This is a genomic window from Streptomyces sp. NPDC054863 (assembly GCF_053610825.1).
Genome location: NZ_JBSGZD010000111.1, coordinates 1 through 23,238, shown reverse-complemented (window position 1 = coordinate 23,238; position 23,238 = coordinate 1). Strand labels below are relative to the sequence as shown.

At 71.9% G+C, this 23,238-nt stretch carries 17 protein-coding genes; 12 read left to right on the top strand and 5 right to left on the bottom strand.

Annotation, left to right across the window (positions count from 1 at the left end):
- Positions 1 to 883, top strand: an 883-nt coding sequence (locus ACWGIG_RS20590; RefSeq protein WP_453323072.1) for a LacI family DNA-binding transcriptional regulator, incomplete at its 5' end; no start/stop codon positions are given.
- A 42-nt stretch (positions 884 to 925) separates the two neighbouring features.
- On the opposite strand, the gene treZ is transcribed toward ACWGIG_RS20590, so the two are convergent.
- Positions 926 to 2,761, bottom strand: coding sequence for a malto-oligosyltrehalose trehalohydrolase (treZ, locus tag ACWGIG_RS20585; RefSeq protein WP_453323071.1), 1,836 nt, complete (start codon positions 2,759 to 2,761; stop codon positions 926 to 928).
- 271 nt (positions 2,762 to 3,032) lie between these two features.
- Here treZ and ACWGIG_RS20580 point away from each other — a divergent pair, with 271 nt between their 5' ends.
- The 3 genes from ACWGIG_RS20580 (at position 3,033) to ACWGIG_RS20570 (ending at position 6,683) form a co-directional block, all read left to right on the top strand.
- Positions 3,033 to 3,581 (top strand): FHA domain-containing protein, encoded by a 549-nt coding sequence (locus tag ACWGIG_RS20580; RefSeq protein ID WP_453323070.1) that lies wholly within the window; start codon positions 3,033 to 3,035, stop codon positions 3,579 to 3,581.
- Between the two features lie 214 nt (positions 3,582 to 3,795).
- Complete coding sequence (locus ACWGIG_RS20575; protein ID WP_453323069.1) at positions 3,796 to 4,236, top strand: SSI family serine proteinase inhibitor; 441 nt, start codon at positions 3,796 to 3,798, stop codon at positions 4,234 to 4,236.
- A 164-nt stretch (positions 4,237 to 4,400) separates the two neighbouring features.
- Complete coding sequence (locus tag ACWGIG_RS20570; protein WP_453323068.1) at positions 4,401 to 6,683, top strand: MMPL family transporter; 2,283 nt, start codon at positions 4,401 to 4,403, stop codon at positions 6,681 to 6,683.
- A 139-nt stretch (positions 6,684 to 6,822) separates the two neighbouring features.
- On the opposite strand, the gene lpdA is transcribed toward ACWGIG_RS20570, so the two are convergent.
- Complete coding sequence (gene lpdA, locus ACWGIG_RS20565; RefSeq protein WP_453323067.1) at positions 6,823 to 8,229, bottom strand: dihydrolipoyl dehydrogenase; 1,407 nt, start codon at positions 8,227 to 8,229, stop codon at positions 6,823 to 6,825.
- 89 nt (positions 8,230 to 8,318) lie between these two features.
- On the opposite strand from lpdA, the gene ACWGIG_RS20560 reads away from it, so the two are divergent.
- Entirely contained in the window at positions 8,319 to 9,407 is a 1,089-nt protein-coding gene (locus ACWGIG_RS20560; RefSeq protein ID WP_453323066.1) for a LysR family transcriptional regulator, read from the top strand.
- Here ACWGIG_RS20560 and treY read toward each other — a convergent pair.
- Positions 9,302 to 11,716: a malto-oligosyltrehalose synthase gene (treY, locus tag ACWGIG_RS20555; protein ID WP_453323065.1), complete on the bottom strand. Its 2,415-nt coding sequence runs from the start codon at positions 11,714 to 11,716 to the stop codon at positions 9,302 to 9,304. The two genes, ACWGIG_RS20560 and treY, sit on opposite strands and share 106 nt — an antisense overlap.
- Positions 11,717 to 11,797: 81 nt before the next feature.
- Between treY and ACWGIG_RS20550 the strand changes: the two genes are divergently transcribed.
- Positions 11,798 to 13,144: an MFS transporter gene (locus ACWGIG_RS20550; RefSeq protein WP_453323064.1), complete on the top strand. Its 1,347-nt coding sequence runs from the start codon at positions 11,798 to 11,800 to the stop codon at positions 13,142 to 13,144.
- On the opposite strand, the gene glgX is transcribed toward ACWGIG_RS20550, so the two are convergent.
- Positions 13,098 to 15,230, bottom strand: coding sequence for a glycogen debranching protein GlgX (glgX, locus tag ACWGIG_RS20545; protein ID WP_453323063.1), 2,133 nt, complete (start codon positions 15,228 to 15,230; stop codon positions 13,098 to 13,100). The genes ACWGIG_RS20550 and glgX overlap by 47 nt on opposite strands.
- Positions 15,231 to 15,463: 233 nt before the next feature.
- Between glgX and ACWGIG_RS20540 the strand changes: the two genes are divergently transcribed.
- Together ACWGIG_RS20540 and ACWGIG_RS20535 are read left to right on the top strand one after the other, a co-directional pair.
- Positions 15,464 to 16,708: an SAV2148 family HEPN domain-containing protein gene (locus ACWGIG_RS20540; protein ID WP_453323062.1), complete on the top strand. Its 1,245-nt coding sequence runs from the start codon at positions 15,464 to 15,466 to the stop codon at positions 16,706 to 16,708.
- A 101-nt stretch (positions 16,709 to 16,809) separates the two neighbouring features.
- Positions 16,810 to 17,550, top strand: coding sequence for an exonuclease domain-containing protein (locus ACWGIG_RS20535; protein ID WP_453323061.1), 741 nt, complete (start codon positions 16,810 to 16,812; stop codon positions 17,548 to 17,550).
- Between the two features lie 128 nt (positions 17,551 to 17,678).
- Here ACWGIG_RS20535 and ACWGIG_RS20530 read toward each other — a convergent pair whose 3' ends face one another.
- Positions 17,679 to 18,545 (bottom strand): phosphotransferase enzyme family protein, encoded by an 867-nt coding sequence (locus ACWGIG_RS20530; RefSeq protein ID WP_453323060.1) that lies wholly within the window; start codon positions 18,543 to 18,545, stop codon positions 17,679 to 17,681.
- Positions 18,546 to 18,718: 173 nt separating this feature from the next.
- On the opposite strand from ACWGIG_RS20530, the gene ACWGIG_RS20525 reads away from it, so the two are divergent.
- The 4 genes from ACWGIG_RS20525 (at position 18,719) to mgt (ending at position 23,143) form a co-directional block, all read left to right on the top strand.
- Positions 18,719 to 19,657, top strand: a complete 939-nt coding sequence (locus ACWGIG_RS20525) for a carbohydrate ABC transporter permease (protein ID WP_453323059.1) — start codon at positions 18,719 to 18,721, stop codon at positions 19,655 to 19,657.
- A 17-nt stretch (positions 19,658 to 19,674) separates the two neighbouring features.
- Positions 19,675 to 20,508 carry a carbohydrate ABC transporter permease gene (locus ACWGIG_RS20520; RefSeq protein ID WP_453323073.1) on the top strand — a complete coding sequence of 278 codons (834 nt, stop codon included), beginning with the start codon at positions 19,675 to 19,677 and terminating at the stop codon, positions 20,506 to 20,508.
- Complete coding sequence (locus ACWGIG_RS20515) at positions 20,508 to 21,815, top strand: ABC transporter substrate-binding protein (protein WP_453323058.1); 1,308 nt, start codon at positions 20,508 to 20,510, stop codon at positions 21,813 to 21,815. The genes ACWGIG_RS20520 and ACWGIG_RS20515 overlap by 1 nt, the downstream gene beginning before the upstream one ends.
- 71 nt (positions 21,816 to 21,886) lie before the next feature.
- The gene (gene mgt / locus ACWGIG_RS20510; protein ID WP_453323057.1) at positions 21,887 to 23,143 is read left to right on the top strand and encodes a macrolide-inactivating glycosyltransferase; all 1,257 of its coding nucleotides are present in this window, start codon (positions 21,887 to 21,889) and stop codon (positions 23,141 to 23,143) included.
- Positions 23,144 to 23,238 lie beyond the last annotated feature (95 nt).

Below are 23,238 nucleotides of genomic sequence, written 5' to 3'. Positions count from 1 at the left end.
CTCCGGCGAACGCGCGGGCTGCGCGGGTCTGGTGCTCGCCCGCCCCGCCCGCACCCTTGGCGTCGAGTCCTTCTTCCTCCAACTCGTCTCCGGCATCCAGGAGGCGCTCTCCGTGCGCCAAGTGGCGCTGCTCTTCCAGGTGGTGGAGGACCTCGACACCGAACTGGACGTACTGCGCCGCTGGTGGGCGGAGCGCCGCGTGGACGGCGTCCTGGTCGTGGATCCCAGGGTGGACGATCCGCGCCCCGCCCTGCTCGCCTCGCTGGGCCTGCCCGCCGTTGTCATAGGCGGCCTGGAGGCCGACGCGCACCACGCTCAGGTGCCGCTGCCCCTCTCCAACGTGTGGGCCGACGACGCCGGTGCGATGGCCTCCGTACTGGACCACCTGCACTCCCTGGGCCACCGCCGCATCGTGCACGTCGCAGGAATGCGCGGCCTGGCCCACACCGAGCGGCGCATCCTCTCCCTGCGCGCGGAGGCGGCCCGCCGCGGCCTCAAAGAGGACGAGGTGCGTTCGGTCGCCACCGACTACTCCGACGCGGAGGGCGCCGAGGCCACCCGCCGCATCCTCGACGAGCCGCCGCGCACCCGCCCGACGGCGATCGTCTACGACAACGACGTGATGGCGGTCGCGGGCACCTCGGTGGCCGCGGGGCGGGGCGTCTCCGTACCCGGCGACCTGTCGATCGTCGCCTGGGACGACTCGTCCCTCTGCCGGGTCACCCACCCCCGGCTGACCGCCCTGGTGCGCGACACCCCCGCCTTCGGCCGGCTGGCCGCGCAGGAACTCCTCGCCGTCGTCGACGGCGCGCCGGTGCGCAGCCTCCAGGGCGAACTCCCGCACCTGGAAGCGAGGGAGAGCACCGGGCCGCCGCCCCGGTGAGCACAAGGGCTCACCCTGCCGCCGCCCCGGTCGGCCTTGTGCTCAATTCCCCAGCACCACGCAGGACTCCGGCGGGAGCACCAGCACTCCGTCCCGCCCCGGCGCCTCCACCGGCTCCCACGCCGCCAGCACGGAGGTGCGTCCGTTGCGGCCGAGACCGATGGTCGCCGGGGCGTCGGAGAGGTTCACCGCGACCCTGATGTCGCCCCTGCGGAACGCGAGCCAGCGATCCGCCCCGCCCGTCGCGTGGGCGGTGCGCACCGCGGCCAGGTCCGGGTCGGACAGGTCCGGTTGCGTGCGGCGCAGCGCGATCAGCTCGCGGTGCCAGGCCAGCAGGCGGGCGTGCGGCTCGCGGTCCGGCTCCGACCAGTCGAGGCAGGACCGCTCCCGGGTGCGCGGATCCTGCGGATCCGGAATGTCCTCGGCCGCCCACCCGTGCGCCGCGAACTCCCGCCGGCGCCCGGCCCGTACCGCCTCGGCGAGCTCCGGATCGGTGTGGTCGGTGAAGAACTGCCAGGGCGTGCGCGCCCCCCACTCCTCGCCCATGAACAGCATCGGCGTGAAGGGCCCCGTCAGGACGATCGTCGCCGCGCAGGCCAGCAGCCCGGGGGAGAGCGACGCGGACAGCCGGTCGCCGAGCGCACGGTTGCCCACCTGGTCGTGCGTCTGGGCGTATCCGAGGAACCGGTGCGCGGAGGTCGCCGTGCGGTCGACGGGCCTGCCGTGCTTCCGGCCCCGGAACGACGAATACGTACCGTCGTGGAAGAAGGCCCGTGTGAGGGTCTTCGCCAGCGCCTCAAGAGGAGCACGGGCGAAGTCCGCGTAGTAGCCCTGGGACTCGCCCGTGAGGGCGGTGTGCAGGGCGTGGTGGAAGTCGTCGTTCCACTGGGCGTGCAGACCGAGACCGCCCGCCTCGCGCGGGGTGACGGTGCGCGGATCGCCCAGGTCGGACTCGCCGATCAGGAACAGCGGCCTGCCCAGCTCGGCCGCCAGGGCGTCGACACCGGCCGACAGCTCCTCCAGGAAGTGCAGCGCCCGCGTGTCCGCGAGGGCGTGCACGGCGTCCAGGCGCAGCCCGTCGAGCCGGTAGTCCCGCAGCCAGGACCGCGCGCTCTCGCCCAGGTACGCCCGCACCTCGTCCGAGCCGGGCGCGTCCAGGTTGACCGCCGCACCCCAGGGGGTGTGGTGCGTCTCCGTGAAGTACGGGCCGAACTGCGGAAGGTGGTTGCCGGACGGGCCGAGGTGGTTGTGCACCACGTCGAGGACCACGCCGAGCCCGACGGCGTGCGCCGCGTCGACGAACCGCTTCAGCCCTTCGGGTCCGCCGTACGGCTCGTGCACCGCCCAGAGGGACACCCCCTCGTACCCCCAGCCGTGCGTCCCGGGGAACGGACACACCGGCATCAGCTCGACATGGGTGATTCCCAGCTCGACCAGGTGCCCGAGCCTCTTCGAGGCGGCGTCGAAGGTGCCCTCACGGGTGTACGTGCCGATGTGCAGCTCGTACAGCACCGCCCCCGTCAGCGGCCGGCCGGCCCAGCCGCCGCGCCATGCGAACGCGTCGTGGTCCACGACGGCGCTGAGCCCGTCGGGCCCGTCCGGCTGGCGGCGGGAGCGCGGATCCGGGAGGACCGGGCCGCCGTCCAGGGAGAACCCGTAGCGGCTGCCGTCCGCCGCGTCGGCCCGTACCGTCCACCAGCCGTCCCGGTCGGGATCGCGCTCCATGGGATACGTGGTGCCGGACGCTCCCGTGGTGCCGGACGCCCCTGTGGTGACAGATGTCCCCGTGGTGCCGGACGGCCCTGCGGCGACGGCCCCGCCCGGCAGGTGGAGCGTGACCCGTTCCTCGGCTTGTGGTGCCCATACGTCGAACAGCACTGACGGCCCCTCTTCGTCGGAGAGCTCTGCTGGCCCAAGTCATTGTGTCGGCCGGGATCTTCGGCAGCCAAGATCTTTGCCGGCCAGGATCCTCGCCGGCCGGGATCCTCGCCTGCCGGGATCTTCTTGCCGGACCGAGCCGTTCCGTCGGCCCTCTTCGTGCCGAGTGCCCGTTCGAAGTCGCCGCAACACGTGTTCCCGCGCTGGTCAGCTCGGGCGAGAACGCCCGGTCTGCTGGACACCCCTGCCGTCTCGGCCCGACAATCTTCCTGTGACGCCCCCTTACGAGCCCCACACTTTCCCGGCGCGGCTCTCCGACGCCGAGCGGGACCGTGCGCTCGCCGTGCTGCGGGAAGGTGCGGCCCAGGGCAAGCTGTCGCACGAAACCTTCCTGCACCGGATGGAACTCGCCCTCGCGGCACGGCAGTCCGCCGACCTGGCCGTCCTCACCTCGGACCTGGACACCGACGGCCGCTGGTCGCGCCGGATGTTCGCCGCGGTCGGCCGCGCCTCCGCGTTCACCGTGAGGCTGCGCAGGGCCTGGACGACCGAGCGGCTGCCGAAGCTGCTGTTCCCCGAGCCGGGACCGGTGCCGCTGCGCATCGGCCGCGACTCCGGCAACGGACTGCGGCTCAGCCACGAGACCGTCTCGCGCCGGCACGCGGAACTGGCCAGGCAGGGCGGCATCTGGATCCTCCGCGACCTCGGCTCCACCAACGGCACCTGTGTGAACGGGCGCCGGGTCACCGGGGCGGCCGTGGTCAACGACGGGGACCAGGTCAGCTTCGGCCGGATGTCCTTCCGGCTGTCGGCGAACTGAACCCTCGGACTGCCGGACTGCCGGACTGCCGGACTGCCGGACTGCCGGACTGGCGGACTGGCGGACTGGCGGACTGGCGGACTGCCGGGCTTCTGGCCGTCGGGTTGTTGGGCCGTTCGGCCCAGTGTCGGTCAACACAGGTGCACGCCGTGCCGATGCATGCAGCGGCGCGGGCGCCCGCCCGCGCGCACCCGTGCAAGGAACGGTGACAGCCATGTCGGCAGTACGGACGGCAGTACGGACAGCGGGACGCAGGGCACTCGTCGCGGCAGCCGCCACGGCGGCACTCTTCGCCGGAGCGGGCAGCGCGACCGCGGCGGCCACGGAACAGGAGGCCCTCCCGGGCAACTGGCTGTACACCGTCGTCATCGAGGGTGAGGAAGCCGTCGGACCCATGAAGGGCAACCTGCTGCGCTGCCCGCCGCGCAAGGGCAGCAGCCACCCGTCGGCCTCCCTCGCCTGCAAGCAGCTCAAGGCGGTCGACGGCGACATCGCGAAGATCAAGCGCGCGGACGTCGCCTGCCCGATGATCTACCAGCCGGTCACCGCCATGTCGTACGGCATGTGGGACGGCCGACGGATGGTGTTCGCGAAGAACTACCCCAACGCCTGCGTGATGCACGCGTCGACAGGCGCGGTCTTCAAGTCGGCCTGACGGCCCAGCCGTTGACCGCACTGCGGTTGACCGCACTGCGGTTGACCGCAGTGCGGCCCTGGGGAAAACCCCAGGGCGACTGTACGGCTGGTGTCAGTGACTCAGGTACACCCCCCGAAGGAAGCTGATCACCCAGACAGCACGCTTCCACGGGAGGAGCCCTCATGCAGGGCAGCAGGCAGCCGGTCACGGTCAGGACAGCACGGTGGTGCGCCACCCACCCGTGGCGCGCCATCGTCGGATGGGTCCTCCTCGTCGTGCTGTGCGTCGGTGCCGGAGCCGCGATCGGCACCAACAAGGGCACGTTCGCCGACTTCTGGGTCGGCGAGGCCGGCCGCGCCGAGGCGCTCGCCGACGAGGGGCACCTGACCCCGGCCCCGGTCGAGAAGTTCCTGATCACCGGCGGCAAGGGCAAGCCCGACCAGGCCGCCGCCCGCTCGGCCGCCGCCGATCTGGAACGCCGGATGCGGACCCTGCCGGCCGTCACCGACGTCGACGGGCCGTTACGGTCCGGGGACGGCGGCGCCTTCCTGGTCACCGTCACTCTGCGCGGCGACAAGGAAACCGCCAAGGAGGACGTCGACGCGCTCCTCGCCAAGACCGCACAGACGCAGCAGGCGCACCCGGACCTGCGCATCGAGGAAACCGGCAGCGCCTCCATCTCCAACGCCGTCAACGACCAGCAGGGCAAGGACCTCCAGCGGACCGAGATGATCAGTCTCCCGGTCACCTTCCTCATCCTGCTCGTCGTCTTCGGCGCGGTCATCGCCGCCGGAATCCCCGTACTGCTCGCCCTGCTGGCCTTCGCCGGAGCGGTCGGTCTCTACGGGCCCGCCTCCTGGCTCTTCCCCGACGCGGGCGGCGCCGCCCTCAGCGTGATCTTCATGCTGGGTATGGCGGTCGGCGTCGACTACTCGCTCTTCTACCTCAAGAGGGTGCGGGAGGAGCGGGAGCGCTCGGGCGGCACCCTCAGCCACGCCGCCGCGGTCGAGCTGGCCGCCGCCACCTCGGGGCGCGCGGTCGTCGAGTCCGGACTCGCCGTCGCCCTCTCACTCGGCGGCCTCTACCTGATGGACGACGTGATCTTCTCGTCCATCGCCACCGGCGCCATCCTCGTCACCCTGGTCGCCGTCGGCGGCTCGCTGACCATCCTGCCCGCGCTGCTCGCGAAGCTCGGCCCCAGGGTGGACGGCCGCCGGGGCCGCGCGAACCGCCGCCGCCGGGGCGCCGGCGTCCCGGGCAACAACCGCTCTGGCAACGGCAGTTCGGGCACGAGTGGTTCAAGCAACAGCAAGGCCTGGACCGCCCTGCTGCGCCCCGTGATGCGACGCCCCCTCGCCACCCTGCTCGTCGGCCTCGCGGCGACCGCCGCCCTGGCCCTGCCCGCTCTGAACATGAAGCTCGGCACCGAGGGCACGGAGACCTTCCCCGACAGCGTGCCCGCCGTCGCCGCCTACGACCGGCTGACGGCCGCCTTCCCCGACCAGGGTGCCTCGCACCTCGTCCTCGTACGCTCCGACCCGGCACACGCCGGGGCGGTGGCGGAAGCCCTGAACCGGCTCTCCGGGAGCACGAAGGGCGACCCCCTGTTCGCGGTGAACGGTGCTCCGCACCTGCGGACCTCGACGGACGGCCGGACCACCCTGCTGGAACTGCCCGTTCCGCACACCCAGAACTCTCCGGAGGCGACCCGTTCACTGGAGCGGTTGCGCGCCGGGCTGATACCGGCGACCGTCGGCGCGGTGCCAGGGGCCGAGGTCGCCGTCAGCGGTGAGATCGCGGGCGGATTCGACTACGCCGCACACCAGTCGGACCGTCTCCTCTGGGTGATCGTCTTCGTCTCGCTGGCCTGTCTGGCGGTCATGTACGCCGCGTTCCGCTCGGTCGTCCTCGCCGTCCTGGGCGTGCTCCTCAACCTGGCGGCGGTGATGGTCTCCTGGGGCGTGCTGACGCTCGTCTTCCAGGGCACCTGGGCGCAGGGGCTGCTCGGCTTCGAGTCGCTCGGGTTCGTCGGGTCGCGCACCCCGCTGATGGTCTTCGCCATCCTGGTGGGGCTGTCCACGGACTACCAGATCTTCGTGGTCAGCCGGATCCGCGAGGCCGTACTGCGCGGAGTGCCGACCCGGCAGGCGGTGGTGGACGGCATCGCGGGTTCCGCCGGAGTGGTCACCAGCGCCGCCGTGATCATGGTGTCGGTGTTCGTCAGCTTCCTGTTCATCGACCGCATCGAGATGAAGCAGATAGCCGTCGGTCTCACGGTGGCGGTGCTGTTCGACGCGGTGGTCCTGCGGGCCCTGATCCTGCCGTCGGCGCTGGCGCTGCTGGGGGAGCGGACCTGGTGGCCGGTCCGGATACCGGGGAAGGCCGCCGAGCGGCCCGGTCCGGGGGCGGCCCCGCCGTACCCGCGCACGGCTCCCGTCGGGTACGAGGGGGCGGGGCGGCGCTGATCGCCGGCCCTCATGGACGGGCGACGGGGCCGGGGTGAGCATGCCCCCGGCCCCGCCGCCTTCTCTCGGCGGTGCTCCGGCCCCCAAATGACCGCTGAGCCACCGCTGTTGTCGCTGCCGTCGCCGTCACCGCTGCTCGCTACTGCTGGTGCAGCCCCCGTCCGGCGAGGGTCAGGAACGTCTCGCCGACCGCCTCCGAGAGCGTCGGGTGGGCGTGGAGGTGCCGGGCGACGTCGGAGGGTTCCGCGTCCCAGCCGACGATCAGCTGGCTCTCGGCGATCATCTCCGAGACGTGCGGCCCGACCAGATGGACGCCCAGCACCCGGCCGTCGCGTTCGGCGACCACCTTCACCACGCCGCCCTGCCCGTGCACCATGCCCTTGGCGACGGCGGTCAGCGGCATCGTGTTCACCACCACGTCCAGGTCACGGGAGCGCGCCTCGCCCTCGCTCAGTCCGACCGCGGCCGTCTGCGGCGAGGAGTACGTGACCCGGGGCACCGCCGCGTAGTCGACGGGCGGCGAAGGGACCCCGGCCAGGGTCTCGGCGACCAGCAGGCCCTCCGCGAACGAGGCGTGCGCCAGGCCGAGCGAGGGCGGCGGCAGCAGGTCACCGACCACATGGACGCCCGGCACCGCGGTCTCCAGCCGGGACCAGTCCGCCGGGGCCACGAACCCCCGTTCGTCGGTGGCAAGACCGGCTGCCGCGAGGCCGAGCCCGTCGGTCACCGGCACCCGCCCGACCGCCACCAGCAGCCGGTCCGCCGCCACGGTGCGGGTCTCGCCGCGCGCGGTGCGCACCGTGGCCCGCACCCCGTCCGGCAGAACCTCGGTGTCCAGCAGTCGCGACCCCACCTGCACGTCGATGCCGCGCTTCTTCAGCCCACGCGTCAAGTGACGGCTCACCTCGGCGTCTTCGAGGGGTACGAGCCGGTCCGCCGCCTCCACGAGGGTGACGTCGGCTCCCAAGGAGCGGTGGAAGGAGGCGTACTCCACCCCGATCGCGCCCCCGCCGAGCACAAGGACGGAAGCGGGCAGCCCGGGTGCGAAGAGTGCGTCGTCGCTGGTGACGACCCGCCGTCCGTCCGGGGCGAGCCCCGGCAGCGTACGAGGGCGGGACCCGGTGGCCAGGACAATGCCACGGCGTGCGGTGAACTCCCCGTGCCCCTCCACCCGTACCGTACGGTCCCCGGTCAACTCGGCGCTGCCGCGCAGCACGTGAACCCCCGCATGGGACAGGTGTCCCTCCACGCCCTTGTGGTTGCGCGACACGATGTCGTCGCGGGTCGCCACCAGCGCCGGCCAGTCCACCGAGTCCAGGGTCGCCTTCACTCCCCAGCGCTCCCGGGCCTCCGCGATGCCGTCGACGAGTTCGGCCGCGTGCAGCATCGCCTTGGAGGGGACGCAGCCCCGGTGCAGACAGGTCCCGCCCACCTTGTCGCGCTCGGCGAGCACCACCGTCAGGCCCAGGGCGGCGGCCCGCAGGGCGGTGCTGTAGCCGCCGGTGCCGCCGCCGATCACGATCACGTCTGCCGTCTTGTCCGTCATGGACCAAGGCTCCGCCCACCAGGGGTGATGCGTCCAAGGCAATAATCTTGTCGGAGCGATGCACAACGTTCATGGGGGAGCGCACGGGGATGAGCCTTCGGCAGATGGAGTACTTCCTCGCGGTCGTCGACGAGGGGTCCTTCACCCGGGCCGCCGAGCTGCTGCACGTCACCCAGCCCGCTCTCTCGCACCAGATCAAGGCCCTGGAGAAGTCGGTGGGCGGCGCCCTCCTGGAGCGCAGACCGCGCGGCGTCGGCCTCACCGTCATGGGCCGCGCCTACCTCCCGCACGCCGAACGCGCCGTGCGCAGCGCCGTACAGGCCCGCAGAGCCGCCCGTGCGGCAGCCGGCGCCGAGGGCGGCGAACTGCACGTCGCCGCCCTGCACTCGGTCGCCGTCGGCATCCTCCCCGACGTCTTCGCCCAGTGGCGCCGCGAACACCCCGGCGTCGCGCTCCACCTCCACGAGTACGCCACCACCGACGCACTGGAGGACCACGTCGAACGCGGCGTCGCCGACCTGGCGGTGGGGCCGCGACCCGAGCACTGGCCGGGCCCCGTCGTCCCCTTCGGACGGGAGGACATCGTGCTCGTCGTCCCCTTCGACGACCCCCTCGCGGGCCGCACCTCGGTCAGGCTGGAGGAACTGTCGGAGCACCTGTGGGTGCGGTGCGCGATGGAGGCGGTGGTCGAGGGCCGGGCCTTCCTCGACTGGGCCTGTGCACGGGCCGGCTTCTCCCCGCGCACGGCGGTCCGCACCGAGCACACCTCCACCGCCGTACGGATGGCCGCCGCCGGCGTCGGCGTGGCGACGTCACCGGCCCACGTCGTGCGCGGCGCGGTCGGCGAGGACTGCGTGGTGCTGACGGTCGACCCGCCGTGGTGGCGCGACCTCACCGTGTACTCACGGGTCGAACTGACCGGCGCCGCAGCCCGTTTCGCGGAACTGCTGCGCAGGTCCTCACCGTACGGAGCCGCCCCCGCCTCCGCCCGCCCCTCACCTCAAGAGGCGTCCGAGCCTCAACAGGTGTCCGCACCTCAAGAGGCATCCGCGCCCCAAGCCGCGCCCGCGCCTCAAGAGGCCGACCTGTGCACCCTCACCAGCAGCGCCACCGGCCGGTCCGCGAAGAGTGCCGACAGCTGCACCGTCCCTTCGAACTCCCGGCTCCCCGCCAGCTGATCGGCCCACAGCCCCGCGGGCAGCTCCAGCTCCGTCCCCTGCCAGCCGCCCGCCTCCGCCAGTCGCATCGACAGCCGGGTGACCGCCGTGACGGCCTCCCCCGCCCTGCTGAACGCCAGGCAGTGCCGCGCCGCCGGGCCGCGTGCGGCGAGGGGCGCGTAGGGCGCGCTCTCGCCGAAGAGTTCCGGGTGGTCGCGGCGCAGCCGCAGGGCCGTCGTCGTCAGGGCGAGCTTCTCGTCCGACAGGGTGCTCCTGTCGGTCCTGCCGTGCACGCGCACCAAGGCGGCGCTCTCGAACGCGACCGGCCGCCGGTTGTCCGGATCGACCAGCGCCAGGTACTCGCGCTCCGTCCCCTGGTACAGCTCCGGCACCCCCGGCATCGTCAGCTGCACCAGCGTCGCCCCCAGCGTGTTCGCCCGGACGTACGGCGCCAACTCGCGGGCGAAGAGCGAGACCTCGTAGTGCGCGGGCCCGCCGGGACCCGACCGTACGAAGTCGTCCAGGGCCTGCTCGTAGGACGCGTCCTGCTCCGTCCAGCTCGTGTGCAGCCCCGCCTCCCGCGCCGCCTTGAGGAGCGCGGGAGCCAGCCGCCCGGCGCCCGCCTCCGGGAGGGCGACGGCGGTCTGCCACGCCGTCCACGCCGCGTGCGGGTCGGGGGCGGGCGCCGCCTGGGCCCACCGCCGCAGCAGTCCGGCCCACCGCTGCGGGCACTCCGTCAGCACCGACAGCCGCGCCCGTACGTCCGCACTGCGCTTGGTGTCGTGCGTGGACAGCACGGTCCCGGTGGCCGGCCAGTCCCGGGCGAGGCGCGCGCAGAACGCGTGGAACTCGTCGGGCGAGACGGCCGGCCGGCCGGGATCCCCGCCGACCTCCGCCGCCGACAGCAGCGGTACGTACCGGTAGAACGCGGTGTCCTCCACCGCCTTGGCCCGCAGGGCGGAAGAGGTCTGCGCGAACCGGGTGCAGAACGCCGCCCGGTCGGGCCCCGCCCCCAGCCGCCCGAGCGCCAGCGCCCGCACCACGTCCACCGCCGCCGCCTCCTCCGGCACGGAGAACACCGCCTTCGCCTCCCGCACCGCCTCCGGCGGCAGCGTCGCCTCCGCCTCCTCCGGGGTGGGCCCGCCCGCGGCCACGTACGGCCGGTACACCGGCATCCGCACGAGCAGCTCGCGCAGCGCGGTGCGCAGCGCCCACGGGGCGTGGTCGCGCAGGGCCGGGTCGGCGGCGCAGATCCGCTCGGCGGTGCGCACCAGGAAGCCGGTCTCCGCGGCCAGCTCGTGGGTGAGGACGCGGTACGCGGCCCGGCGGGTGGTCGCCGCCCAGTAGCCGCCGCGGTCGCCCGGCGGGTCGGCGAACGTCCGGTACAGCTCGGTGAGTTCATCGGCGCCCGTGGGGTCGTTGAACAGTCCGTCGATCCTGTGCAGCGCGTCGTAGCCCGTCGTGCCCGCGACCGGCCAGTCGGCGGGCAGCCGCTCCCCGCCGGTGAGGATCTTCTCCACGACGGTCCACACCGTGCGGCCCGAGCCGTCCACGGCCGCCGTGGTGGCGTCGGCCAGTTGCCGCAGGTAGTCGCCCGGTGCGGCGAGTCCGTCCGGGTGGTCGATGCGCAGCCCCTCGACGACCCCGTCCCGTACCAGCTGGAGGATCTTCGCGTGCGAGGCGGTGAACACCTCCGGGTCCTCCACCCGCACCCCGATCAGGTCCGAAATGGTGAAGAAGCGCCGGTAGTTGAGCTCGGTGCGGGCCAGGCGCCACCAGGCGAGCCGGTACCACTGGGCGTCGAGCAGTTCCGGCAGCGGCAGCTTCTCGGTGCCCTCGCGCAGCGGGAAGGCGTGGTCGAAGTAGCGCAGCACCCCGTCCTCCACAGAGAGGTGCGCCAGCTCCTCGCCGAGCCGCCCGCCGAGCACCGGCAGCAGCACCTTGCCGCCGCCCGCCTCCCAGTCCAGGTCGAACCAGCCGGCGTACGGCGAGGCGGGGCCCTCCCGCAGCACCTCCCACAGAGGCACGTTGAGGTGCTCGGGCGCGGGGACGGCCATGTGGTTGGGGACGATGTCCAGGACCAGGCCGAGGCCGTGCGCGCGGGCCTTGCGGGAGAGCGCCCGCAGGCCCTCCTCGCCGCCCAGCTCCGCACGTACGCGCGCGTGGTCCACGACGTCGTACCCGTGCGTCGAACCCGGCACGGCTTCCAGCACGGGCGACAGATGCAGGTGCGAGATGCCGAGAGCGGCCAGGTACGGCACCGCTTCTCCGGCGGCCGAGAAGGGGAAGTCGGGCTGCAGCTGGAGGCGGTAGGTGGAGGTCGGCGTCATGCGAACGTACGTACCCGGATTCGGGGCTTCTGTGTCATCAGCCCATGCACCGTCTCGCGCGCGTGGCGTTAATTTCGCCTGATGGCTGGAGACAACGGGAACGCGAAAGGCGCCCTGCGCGCGTACCGGCAGAGCTATCGGGAGGCGATCGGGCTGACCGGCCCGGTCCTGCCCCTCGTCTCCTTCCTCGGCAGGCTCCCGCTCGCGATGTGCCAGCTCGGCACCCTGCTGCTGGTCGCCGAGACCAGCGGAAGCCTCGCCACCGCAGGGCTCGTGGGCGGCGCCCTGGCGGCCGGACAGACCGTCGGCGGGCCGCTGTTGGGCCGCGCCGCCGACAGGCGCGGACAGCGACTCGTGGTGCTCTGCGCGACACTCGTCAACGCCGTCGCGGTGACCGCCCTCGTCCTCGCCGCCCTCGCCCGCACCGACACCGTGGCGCTCGCGCTGATCGCCGTCGTCGCCGGTGGATCCGTGCCGCAGATCGGCCCGATGTCCCGCACCCGCACCCTGGCGCTGGCCCGCCGCAAGGACGCCGACGAACGCCTCGTCGGCACCGTCCTGTCCTTCGAAGGCACCCTGGACGAGGTCACCTTCGTCCTGGGCCCCGCCCTCGTCGGCCTCGCCGTCGCCTTCGCGCACCCGGCCGCTGCGCTGCTCGTCGCCGCCGGACTTCTCGCCGTGTGCGGTACCTGGTTCGCCCTGCATCCGACGGCGTCCCTGCTACGCCCGGCCGCGCGCACCGGCTCCGCCGAACGTACGAGGCAGGCCGGTGCGGTGTACGCGCTGCGCGTCGCGATGGCCCTCCAGGGCGCCATGTTCGGCGCATCCCAGGCGGGCATCACCGCCCTCACCGAGGACCTGGGCCTCCCGGAGCAGGCCGGGCTCGTCTACGCCGCCATGGGCGTGATGAGTGCCGTCGCGGGCTTCTCGATGGCCGCCGTCCCCGTCCGCATCGGGCTGAGCACCCGCTGGCGCGCGGCCACCGCGGCCCTGGTCGTGCTGTCGGTGCCGCTGGTGTTCGTCTCGCAGCTGTGGGCGCTGTACGTCGTCGTCCTCGTCCTCGGCGTCGCCTACGCCCCGCACATGATCACGCTCTTCGGGCTCACCGAGCGCCTCGTCCCCGCGAACAGGCTGGCCGAGTCGATGGCCTTCCTGATGAGCGGCATCGTCGGCGGCCAGGCCCTCGCCCTCGCCCTCTCGGGCCGGCTCGCCGAGAGCAGCGGCCCGCCCGCCGCCTTCGCCGTCGCGATCGGCGCGGCCGTGCTGTGCGCCGGACTGTCCTGGGCGGTACGCCCCCGCGCGGGCAGGTCCCGTACCACCCCTGCCGCAGTAAGTACTGCGGCGGCGGACACAGCGGCGGCGCTCGCGCGGGACACGGCGCTCACGCGGGACGCTGAAGAACCGTCAGGCTCCGGCCGATCAGCGTGAGGTGCTCGCCCGCGTCGTGCTTGCCGCCCGTCCCCGGCGGAACCCCGTCCTCGCGGGCGGTGTCCACGACCACTTCCCACTGCTCCCCATGGTCCTCCGGAACCACGAATTCCAGCGTCCGGGCGCTCGCGTTGAACATCAGCAGGAACGAGTCGTCGGCGATGCGCTCCCCGCGCGAGCCCGGCTCCGAGATCGCCTCCCCGTTGAGGAACACCGTCAGCGCCTTGGCCTGCGCGGCCTCCCAGTCCTCCTGGGCCATCGGCTCGCCCTCCGGCGTGAACCACGCGATGTCCGAGAGCTCGTCCTGCGTGCCCCGCACCGGCCGGCCGTGGAAGAAGCGCCGCCGCCGGAACACCGGATGGTCGCGCCGCAGCGCCACCATCGCGCGGGTGAACACCAGGAGCGTGCCGTCCTCCGCCCTGTTGCCCTCGGAGTCGGGACCGGGCCAGGGCACCCAGGCCAGCTCGTTGTCCTGGCAGTAGGCGTTGTTGTTGCCGCCCTGGGTGCGCGCGAACTCGTCGCCGTGGCTCAGCATCGGCACCCCTTGCGACAGCATCAGCGTCGCCACGAAGTTGCGCATCTGCCGCTGCCGCAGGGCCAGGATCTCGGGGTCGTCTGTGGGGCCCTCCGCACCGCAGTTCCACGACCGGTTGTGGCTCTCGCCGTCCCGGTTGCCCTCGCCGTTGGCGCTGTTGTGCTTGTCGTTGTACGCGACCAGGTCGTGCAGCGTGAAACCGTCGTGGCAGGTGGTGAAGTTGATCGAGGCGAGCGGACGCCGCCCGTCGTCCTGGTAGAGGTCGGACGACCCCGTCAGCCGCCCCGCGAACTCCGCGATCGTCTGCGGCTCACCGCGCCACATGTCGCGCACGGTGTCCCGGTACTTGCCGTTCCACTCCGTCCACAGCGGCGGGAAGTTGCCCACTTGGTAGCCGCCCTCGCCGACGTCCCAGGGCTCGGCGATCAGCTTCACCTGGCTGACGACCGGATCCTGCTGCACCAGGTCGAAGAACGACGACAGCCGGTCCACCTCGTGGAACTGCCGGGCCAGCGTCGCCGCGAGGTCGAAACGGAACCCGTCCACCCGCATCTCGGTCACCCAGTACCGCAGCGAGTCCATGATCAGCTGGAGCACGTGCGGGGACCGCATCAGCAGGGAATTGCCGGTTCCGGTCGTGTCCATGTAGTACTTCGGGTCGTCCGCGAGGCGGTAGTACGAGGGGTTGTCCAGGCCGCGGAAGGACAGCGTGGGCCCCAGGTGGTTGCCCTCCGCCGTGTGGTTGTAGACCACGTCGAGGATGACCTCGATGCCCGCCTCGTGCAGCGCCTTGACGGCCGTCTTGAACTCCAGCACCTGCTCGCCCCGGTCGCCCCACGAGGCGTAGCTGTTGTGCGGGGCGAAGAAGCCGATGGTGTTGTAGCCCCAGTAGTTGTTCATCCCGGCGTCGACGAGGCGGTGGTCGTTCACGAACTGGTGCACCGGCATCAGCTCCAGCGCCGTGACGCCCAGTTCCACCAGGTGGTCGATGATCGCCGGGTGCGCGAGGGCCGCGTACGAACCGCGCAGCTCGTCGGGGAGGTCGGGGTGCAGCATCGTGAGGCCCTTGACGTGCGCCTCATAGAGGATGGTGCGGTGGTAGGCCGTCCGGGGCGGGCGGTCGTCGCCCCAGTCGAAGTACGGATTGACCACCACGGACGTCATCGTGTGCGGCGCCGAGTCCTGGTCGTTGCGCGAGTCCGGCTTGCCGAAGTGGTAGCCGTACACCGACTCGCCCCAGTCGATCTGCCCGCTGACCGCCTTCGCGTACGGGTCGAGCAGCAGCTTCGCCGAGTTGGACCGCAGCCCCCGGGCGGGCTCGTACGGGCCGTGGACGCGGTAGCCGTACCGCTGGCCCGGCATGATGCCGGGCAGGTAGGCGTGGCGTACGAACGCGTCGCTCTCCCGCAGCTCGACGGCGGTCTCCGAACCGTCCTCGTGCAGCAGGCACAGCTCGACCCGCTCGGCGGCCTCCGAGAAGACCGCGAAATTGGTGCCGGCGCCGTCGTACGTGGCGCCCAGGGGATATGCCTCTCCCGGCCAGACCTGCATCGAATCGACTCTTCCACTTCTGATCCGGGTGGTACGGAGCAACGGGGACGGAACCAGCAACGAGGACGGAGCTCTGGAGATGTCGCATCTTCCCCCGAATCTTCCCCCAATGCGGGCCAACCACCCAGCGGTTCCGGCCGTCTCGGGGAACGGCTGCACCGGCCGCCCCATGCGGAGTACCCTTCCTTGATCGTTGGCGGTGGGCGGACAAGAGTTCAGAAGGCGGTGCGTGGGTGAGCTCGGGAGGGCTGGAGCTACCCCCGGGGGACACGGGGCGCGAGGGCGGCCCGGGAGACGTCCCGCCCGGTGCGGTCTCCCTCGCACGGCCGATGGAGATCGGCTCGGAACTGGACTGGGGCACCGACGCCTGGAGCGAGGTGCGTACGCGCGCCCAGCGGGCCGGCCGCGCCTACATCTGGCTCAACCTGGTCGAGCAGCGGATGCGCGCCGTCGTCGCCGCCGTGCTGCGCCCGGTGTACGAACCGGTGCACGGCGAGGAATGGGTGGTGGCCGCCGCAGGGCCCGCCGGACAGGAGTGGGTGCAGCGCGCCGTCGCCGTCCGCGAGGTGAGCCGCCGCAAGGGGTACCTTCTGGACCCCGCCGACGACAACGTACTGAGCTTCCTGACGCTGCCCCAGCTGCGCGAGCTGATGGTGCAGCACTGGCCGTGCTTCGAGCCGTACTACGACGACCGGCGCGACGTCGAGCTGGCGCTGGACGAGCTGGAGGTCACCCGCAACGTCGTCTCCCGCAACCGCGCCCTGTCCGTGACCGTCCTCGCCCAGGCGGAGAGGGCCTCCGCCCGCCTCCTGGAGATTCTCGGCGCGGGCTCGGGCGCGCCGTCCGCGGACCGGCTGCCGGTCGACGCCGTCGAGGACCTCGTCGGCGACCGCTACGCGGACGTGGTGTCCGTCCACCCCGACCGGGTCCGTCTCCAGCGGCAGCTGCCCGCCGAGGACCTCTTCGGCGGCGCCCGCCGCGTCGACGCCATCGGGATAGGCCTGAACCTCCTCGTGCAGAACTTCTCCGGCCGGCGACTGGTCCGCCTCGCCGAGGCCGGCTGCCGGGTCCGGCTGCTCTTCCTCAACCCGGCGAGCAGTTCCGTGAAGCGGCGCGAACGCGAACTGGGTCTGCGCAAGGGAGAGTTGAGCCGGTCGGTGGAAATGAACATCCTGCACATGCGCCGGGTGCGGGCCAGTCTCCGGGACCCGGGCGCCTTCCAGATCCAGGTCTTCGACGAGACTCCGCGCTTCACCGCGTACCTCGTCGACGGCGACGGCCCCGGCGGGCTCGCCGTCGTCCAGTCGTACCTGCGCAGGGCGCGCGGCATGGAGGCGCCGGTGCTGGTGCTGCGCGGCGGCGGGCGGGGCGGGCGCGACGGGGTGGTGCGGCACGGCGAGGACTCCGAGCACGGCCTCTTCGAGACGTACCGGGAGGAATTCGAAGCGGTGTGGACGGACTCCCGGCCGGTTTCCTAGCACCCCGTGGCCCCCTGCGCGCACGACCTCCGAGACGGATTGTCAGTGCTGCGTGCGAGGGTGGTTCTCCGTTGGGGGAGAAGACGCAAGGAGGCCCAGGAATGGGATGGCACGGGGAATCGCTGATCGGCTTCGACCTGGAGACCACGGGTACGGAGCCGTTGGAGTCGCGCATCGTGACGGCGGCGATCGTCGAGGTGCGGGGCGGGGCGGTGGCCGGACAGCGGCTGTGGCTGGCCGATCCGGGGATCAGGATTCCGGAGCAGGCCTCGGCGATACACGGCATCACCAATGAGCGTGCGACGGCCGAGGGGCGTCCGGTGCGCGAGGTGGCCGACGAGGTCGCACAGGTCCTCGTCGAGCACTGGGCGCGGGGGGTTCCGGTGGTCGCGTACAACGCGGCGTTCGATCTGACGCTGCTCTCCGCCGAGCTCGCGAGACACGGACTGCCCGCACTGGGCGACCGGCTCGCCGAGCTCACGGGCGAGCCGGGCATCGGACCCGTCGTCGACCCGCTCACCATCGACCGGGCGGTCGACCGCTACCGGCGCGGCAAGCGCACCCTCGAAGCGGTCTGCGTCGAGTACGGCGTGGTGCTCGACGGGGCGCACGAGGCGTCGGCCGACGCACTGGCCGCGGTCCGGGTCGCGATCGCGATAGCCGAGCGGCACCCCACGATCGCGAGCCTCGGCCTGCCCGAGCTGCACCAGGAGCAGGTGCGGTGGTACGCGGACTGGGCGGGCGGCTTCCAGGAGTTCCTCCGCAAGAAGGGCACCTCGGACGCGGTCATCGACCCGGCCTGGCCGCTGCGCTCCCCGAGCCGGGCGACCGCGGCGGGCTGACCGACGGCCGACCGGGGCCGTGACCGGGGCCGTGCCGACCGCGGCGGGGCCGACCGCGGCGGGGCCGACCGTGGCGGGGCCGGGCGCGGCGGGCCGACCGGGCGGGGGCGCAGTAGTCGGCGCGCCGCTCAGAACGGGTACCAGCGCACCTCGGGGTCGTTGTCCCGCAGCGAGGCCACCCGCCGCCGGAATTCCGCCAGGGCCTTCGGGTTGGTCGGCGCGTGCTGGGCGACCCAGGCGCAGCTCGCGGTCTCCCGGGCGCCGCGCAGCACCGTACAGCCGTCCCACTCGCGCACGTCCCAGCCATAGGTGGCGACGAACGCGGCGTAGGCGTCGTCCGGCAGGCCGTACCGGTCCCGGGACAGGGCCATGACGACGAGGTCGTGCTCGCGGACGTCGGTGGCGAAGGTCTCCAGGTCGACCAGGACAGGACCGTCCGGCCCGACCATGACGTTGCGGGGCAGCGCGTCCCCGTGGATCGCGCCCGGCGTCAGGTGCGGGTTCAGCGCGGCAGCGGCGGCGGCGAATCCGTCGCGGCGGCCCCGCAGATAGACCGCGTCCTCGGTGTCGATCGCGTCGCCCGCCAGCCGCAGCCACCGCTCGACCCCCGCCAGGAGGTCCCGCGGCGGCAGTGCGAACGGCGGGGCGGGCAGGGCGTGCACCAGGTTCAGCAGCTCGGCGACGTCCCGCGGCTGCGAGGGGCGTACGGCATCGGGCAGCCGGTGCCATAGCGTCACCGGGTGCCCGTCCACCAGCCACGGCCTGTCGGTGGCGGGACGCACGGCAGGCACTCCGGCGCTCGCCAGCCACTCGCCGACGGCCAGCTCGCGCTCCGCGCGGGCGGCCAGGTCGGGGGAGCTGCGGCCGACCTTGGCGACGAACGAACCGTCCGCGCTCTCCACCGCGAAAACCGCGTTCTCGCCCAGGGACACCAGCTCGGCCCCGGCCGCGAGCCCGGTCGCCTCCAGCACCTCGCGTGCGCGCGTCTCGTCCATCGTCGTGCTCTCCCGTGTGGCCGGTGGGTGTTCTTTTCCGCAGTGAATCCGACAAAGTCTCGCATCAGTGCAGGTTGGCTTGACGAACTCACGGACCGTCAGCACGATGACGGGGGTCGCCAGGGCGGCCAAACCGGTAGAAGTAGCCTGAACTGCCTGAAGGAGCCCAATCCGTGTCATTGGCTACCGAAAAGGGGCGACCCGGGAAACCGAAACCGGTCCGCAGACCGGAGCCGGGGCGGCGGACCGACTTCGGGACCTGGTTCCTGGTGCTTCCCGCCCTGATCCCGATCCTGATCCTGAGCGTCGGTCCGCTGCTGTACGGCGTCGCCCTCGCCTTCACCGACTCGCAGTCGGGCCGCACCGCCCCCACCCAATGGGTCGGCGCACTCAACTTCCAGGACCTGCTGCACGACACCCTCTTCTGGGACTCGTTCCGGATCGGTCTGCTCTGGGCGGTCGGCGTCACCGTTCCGCAGTTCCTGCTGGCCATGGGCCTGGCCCTGCTGCTCAACCAGAACCTCCGGTTCCGCTGGCTGGCGCGGGCCCTGGCGATCGTGCCGTGGGCGATGCCCGAGGTGGTCGTCGGCATCATGTGGCGCCTCGTATACAACTCCGACGCGGGCATCCTCAACGAGACGATCCGAAATCTGGGCCTCGGCGACGGCCGCGACTGGCTCACCGGCCTCGCCACCGCCCTGCCCGCCGTGATCCTCGTCGGCATCTGGGCGGGCATGCCCCAGACCACCGTCGCCCTCCTCGCCGGCCTCCAGAACACCCCGCACGAACTGCACGAGGCCGCCGCCCTGGACGGCGCCGGGGCCTGGCGCCGCTTCCGCGCCGTGACCTGGCCGGCGCTCAAGCCGATCGCGCTGTCGATCACCGCGCTCAACTTCATCTGGAACTTCAATTCCTTCGCCCTGGTCTACGTCCTGACCAACGGCGGGCCCGGCGGCCGTACCCGGCTCCCGATGCTCTTCGCCTACGAAGAGGCATTCCGCTACGGGCAGTTCGGCTACGCCGCAGCGATGGGCTGCGTCATGGTCGCGGTCATCTCCGTACTCCTCGCCCTCTTCCTGGTGGGCCGTCTCAAGGGAGGCGACGACAAGTGAGCCTCACCTCGGGACCCATGCGCACCAGCAGGCCCGTCCGGGCCGGTCAGTACCTCGCGCTGCTCGCGTATCTGGTCTTCCTCGCGTTCCCTTTCCTCTGGCTGATCTCCACGGCCTTCAAGTCCCCGCGCGAGCTGGGCGACCTGCACCCCTCCTGGATCCCCGAGGACCCCAGCTTCGACAACTTCCGGCAGGCCTTCGACGAGCAGCCGCTCCTCGAAGCCGCCGGGAACAGCCTGATCGCCGCGCTCGCCGCCGCTCTGATCGCCGTCGTGATCGCGACCCCGATGGCCTTCGTGATGGCCCGCCACCGCTCCAGGCTCACCACCATGGCGACCGGCTGGGTCGTGGTCAGCCAGGCGTTCCCGTTCGTCCTGGTGATCATTCCGCTGTTCCTGATCCTCAAGAACCTGCACCTGATCAACTCGCTGCCCGGCCTGGTCATGGTGTACGTCGTCTGGTCGCTGCCCTTCGCGCTCTGGATGCTCGTCGGCTACGTGCGCGCGGTCCCGCCCGAGCTGGAGGAGGCGGCGGCGGTGGACGGCGCGAGCAAGCTCCGTACGCTCGTCTCGGTCACGGCGCCGCTGCTCGCGCCCGGTCTGGTCGCCACCGCGCTGTTCGCGTTCATCACCGCATGGAACGAGTTCTTCTTCGCGCTCGTCCTGCTCAAGTCCCCGGAGAAGCAGACCTTGCCGGTCGTCCTCACCCACTTCATCGGCGACGAGGGCGCGGCCGATCTCGGGCCGCTCGCCGCCGCCGCGTTCCTCGCCACGCTCCCCTCCCTGGTGATCTTCGCGATCATCCAGAAGCGGATCACCGGCGGCATGCTGGCCGGGGCGGTGAAGAGCTGATGCGTACGCCCCGGATCCTCGTGACAGCCGCAGCGACGGCCCTGCTCCTGACCGGCTGTTCGGCCACCGAGCGCGGTCCGGACAAGAACGGTGTGATCACCCTCCGCTTCCAGTCGCTGGCCTGGCAGAAGGAGTCCGTCGACATCAACAAACAGCTCGTGGAGGAGTGGAACGCGGCCCACCCCAAGGTCCGGATCCAGTACGTCCAGGGCAGCTGGGACAGCGTCCACGACCAGCTCCTCACCTCCTTCGAGGGCGGCGAGGCGCCGGACATCATCCACGACGCCTCCGACGACCTCGCCGACTTCGGCTACGGCGGCTACCTCGCCGATCTGACGAAGCTCCTCCCGGCCCGCCTCAAGTCCGGTATCCCGCAGCGTAGTTGGGACGCCGCCACCTTCGACAAGAAGGTCTACGGCGTCCCCTTCCTCCAGGAGCCGCGCGTCCTGATCGCCAACGAGAAGCTGCTCAAGACCTCGGGCGTGCGCATCCCCACCCCCGAAAAGCCGTGGACCTGGGACGAGTTCAGGCAGGTGACGAAGAAGCTGGCGGCGGACATGACGAAGGCCGGCGACAAGAAGTACGGCGTCGCCTGGCCCCTGAAGGAACCCGTCTCCGCCACCCTCAACCTCGGCCTGTCGGCGGGCGGCGAGCTGTTCCGCCAGGGCGAGGACGGCAAGGTCACCGTCCGCTTCACCGAAGCCGACGAGGTCGTCCCCGGCACCGTCCACGACCAGGTCAACACCGACGGCTCCGCTTCCGCCGCCACCCTCGGCATGGGCGGCGCGGACACCCTCCCCGGCTTCTTCGGCGGCAAGTACGCGATGGTCCCGCTGGGCTTCTCGTACCGCCAGCAGATCTCGCAGCAGGCGCCCGAGGGCTTCCCGTGGACGGTGCTGCCCGCTCCGGCGGGCAAGGACGGACTCACCCAGGGCGTCAGCCCGCAGACCCTGTCGGTGGCCGAGGACAGCCCGTACAAGAAGGAGGCGGTCGAGTTCATCGACTTCTTCCTCCGGCCGGACAACATGGTGCGCCTCGCCAAGGGCGACTGGATGCTGCCCACCGGCACCGAGGCCCTGAGGGACCCCTCGCTGCGCACCGCCAAGGACGGCTGGGCCACCGGCACCGCCGTCGCCGGCCATCTGCGTCCGGCCCCCGCGCAGTCGGTGCGCGGCTACCCGGAGTGGAAGGACAAGGTCGCCACGCCCGCGTACCAGGAGTACTACAGCGGCGCGATCGACGAGCGGCAGCTGCGTCAACGCCTGGAGGAGGACGGCAACTTGGTGCTCGCCCGCTATCAGCGCTGAGCGGCCGGGCGGAGGGCGCGGATCGGGGAAACGACTTGCACGAGACGTATCGTCTCGTTTACGGTACGGGCATGAACGTCACGCCTCGCGCAGCCACGTCCGCCGCCCCCGCGTCCGCCGTCCCCGGGCACATCGCCCCCGCGCACATCTTCATGTTCTCCGTGGCCTTTCCCGGCCACGTCAACCCGAGCCTCGAAGTCATCCGTGAACTGGTCGCCCGCGGCCACCGCGTGAGCTACGCGATCCCGGGGGTGTACGCCGAGAAGATCGCCGCGACCGGTGCGGAGCCGGTGGTCTACACCTCGGACCTGCCGGACGAGGACGCCGACCCGGCGGCCTGGGGCACCGAACTCGTCGAAAACCTCGAACCGTTCCTGTACAACGGCATCCAGGCGCTGCCGCAGCTGATCGAGGCCTTCGAGGGTGACGAGCCCGACCTCGTCATCCACGACATCACCGGCTACCCGGCCCCGATCCTCGCCCACCGGTGGGGCGTGCCCGCCATCTCCCTGTCGCCGAACATGGTCGCCTGGGAGGGGTACGACGAAGAGGTCGCCAAGCCGCTGCACGCCGAACTGATGAGGACCGAGCGGGGGCAGGCGTACATCACCCGCTTCGGTGACTGGCTGCGCGAGAACGACATGCCGGCGGACGACTTCTTCCGGTTCATCGCCCCCAGCCGCTCCCTCGTCCTCATCCCCAAGGCGCTCCAGCCGAACGCCGACCGCGTCGACGAGACCATCCACACCTTCGTCGGAGCCTGTCAGGGCGAGCGTGCGGATCAGGGGGAGTGGCACCGCCCGGCAGGTGCGGAGAAGGTGGTGCTGGTCTCGCTCGGCTCGTCCTACACCAAGCAGCCCGCCTTCTACCGCGAATGCATCAAGGCCTTCGGTGATCTGCCCGGCTGGCACCTGGTGCTCCAGGTCGGCAGGTTCGTCGAGGAGTCCGAGCTCGGCGAGATCCCGGCGAACGTCGAAATCATGCACTGGGCACCGCAGTTGACGATCCTCAAGCAGGCCGACCTCTTCGTCACGCACGCGGGTGCGGGCGGCAGCCAGGAGGGCCTGGCCACCGGCACCCCGATGATCGCCGTTCCGCAGGCCGTCGACCAGTTCGGCAACGCCGACATGCTCACGTCGCTGGGCGTCGCCCGCCGCATCGACACGGAGGACGCCACCGCCGAACTCCTGAGGGAGACCGCCCTGCAGCTCACCTCGGACCCGGAAGTCGCCGGCCGGCTGCACGAGATCGCGCGCGACATGGCCCAGGAGGGCGGCACCCGGCGGGCGGCCGACCTCATCGAGGCCGAACTCCCCAAGAGGTCTTGAATCCGCGCTGCCTTGTCCCCGTGGTCCTGACTGCTCCGCAATTGAGGAGATGAAGAGAAGAAGTGAAGGAGCCCGGCCCTTGCGATATTCGCAAG

What these genes read in the sequence shown, in the direction of transcription:
- ACWGIG_RS20575 (WP_453323069.1), top strand. Translation starts at nt 3,796, where the DNA reads ATGTCGGCAGTACGGACGGCAGTACGGACAGCGGGACGCAGGGCACTC.
- ACWGIG_RS20570 (WP_453323068.1), top strand. Translation starts at nt 4,401, where the DNA reads ATGCAGGGCAGCAGGCAGCCGGTCACGGTCAGGACAGCACGGTGGTGC.
- lpdA (WP_453323067.1), bottom strand. Translation starts at nt 8,229, where the DNA reads ATGACGGACAAGACGGCAGACGTGATCGTGATCGGCGGCGGCACCGGC.
- ACWGIG_RS20560 (WP_453323066.1), top strand. Translation starts at nt 8,319, where the DNA reads ATGAGCCTTCGGCAGATGGAGTACTTCCTCGCGGTCGTCGACGAGGGG.
- treY (WP_453323065.1), bottom strand. Translation starts at nt 11,716, where the DNA reads ATGACGCCGACCTCCACCTACCGCCTCCAGCTGCAGCCCGACTTCCCC.
- ACWGIG_RS20550 (WP_453323064.1), top strand. Translation starts at nt 11,798, where the DNA reads ATGGCTGGAGACAACGGGAACGCGAAAGGCGCCCTGCGCGCGTACCGG.
- glgX (WP_453323063.1), bottom strand. Translation starts at nt 15,230, where the DNA reads ATGCAGGTCTGGCCGGGAGAGGCATATCCCCTGGGCGCCACGTACGAC.
- ACWGIG_RS20535 (WP_453323061.1), top strand. Translation starts at nt 16,810, where the DNA reads ATGGGATGGCACGGGGAATCGCTGATCGGCTTCGACCTGGAGACCACG.
- ACWGIG_RS20530 (WP_453323060.1), bottom strand. Translation starts at nt 18,545, where the DNA reads ATGGACGAGACGCGCGCACGCGAGGTGCTGGAGGCGACCGGGCTCGCG.
- ACWGIG_RS20520 (WP_453323073.1), top strand. Translation starts at nt 19,675, where the DNA reads ATGCGCACCAGCAGGCCCGTCCGGGCCGGTCAGTACCTCGCGCTGCTC.
- ACWGIG_RS20515 (WP_453323058.1), top strand. Translation starts at nt 20,508, where the DNA reads ATGCGTACGCCCCGGATCCTCGTGACAGCCGCAGCGACGGCCCTGCTC.
- mgt (WP_453323057.1), top strand. Translation starts at nt 21,887, where the DNA reads ATGAACGTCACGCCTCGCGCAGCCACGTCCGCCGCCCCCGCGTCCGCC.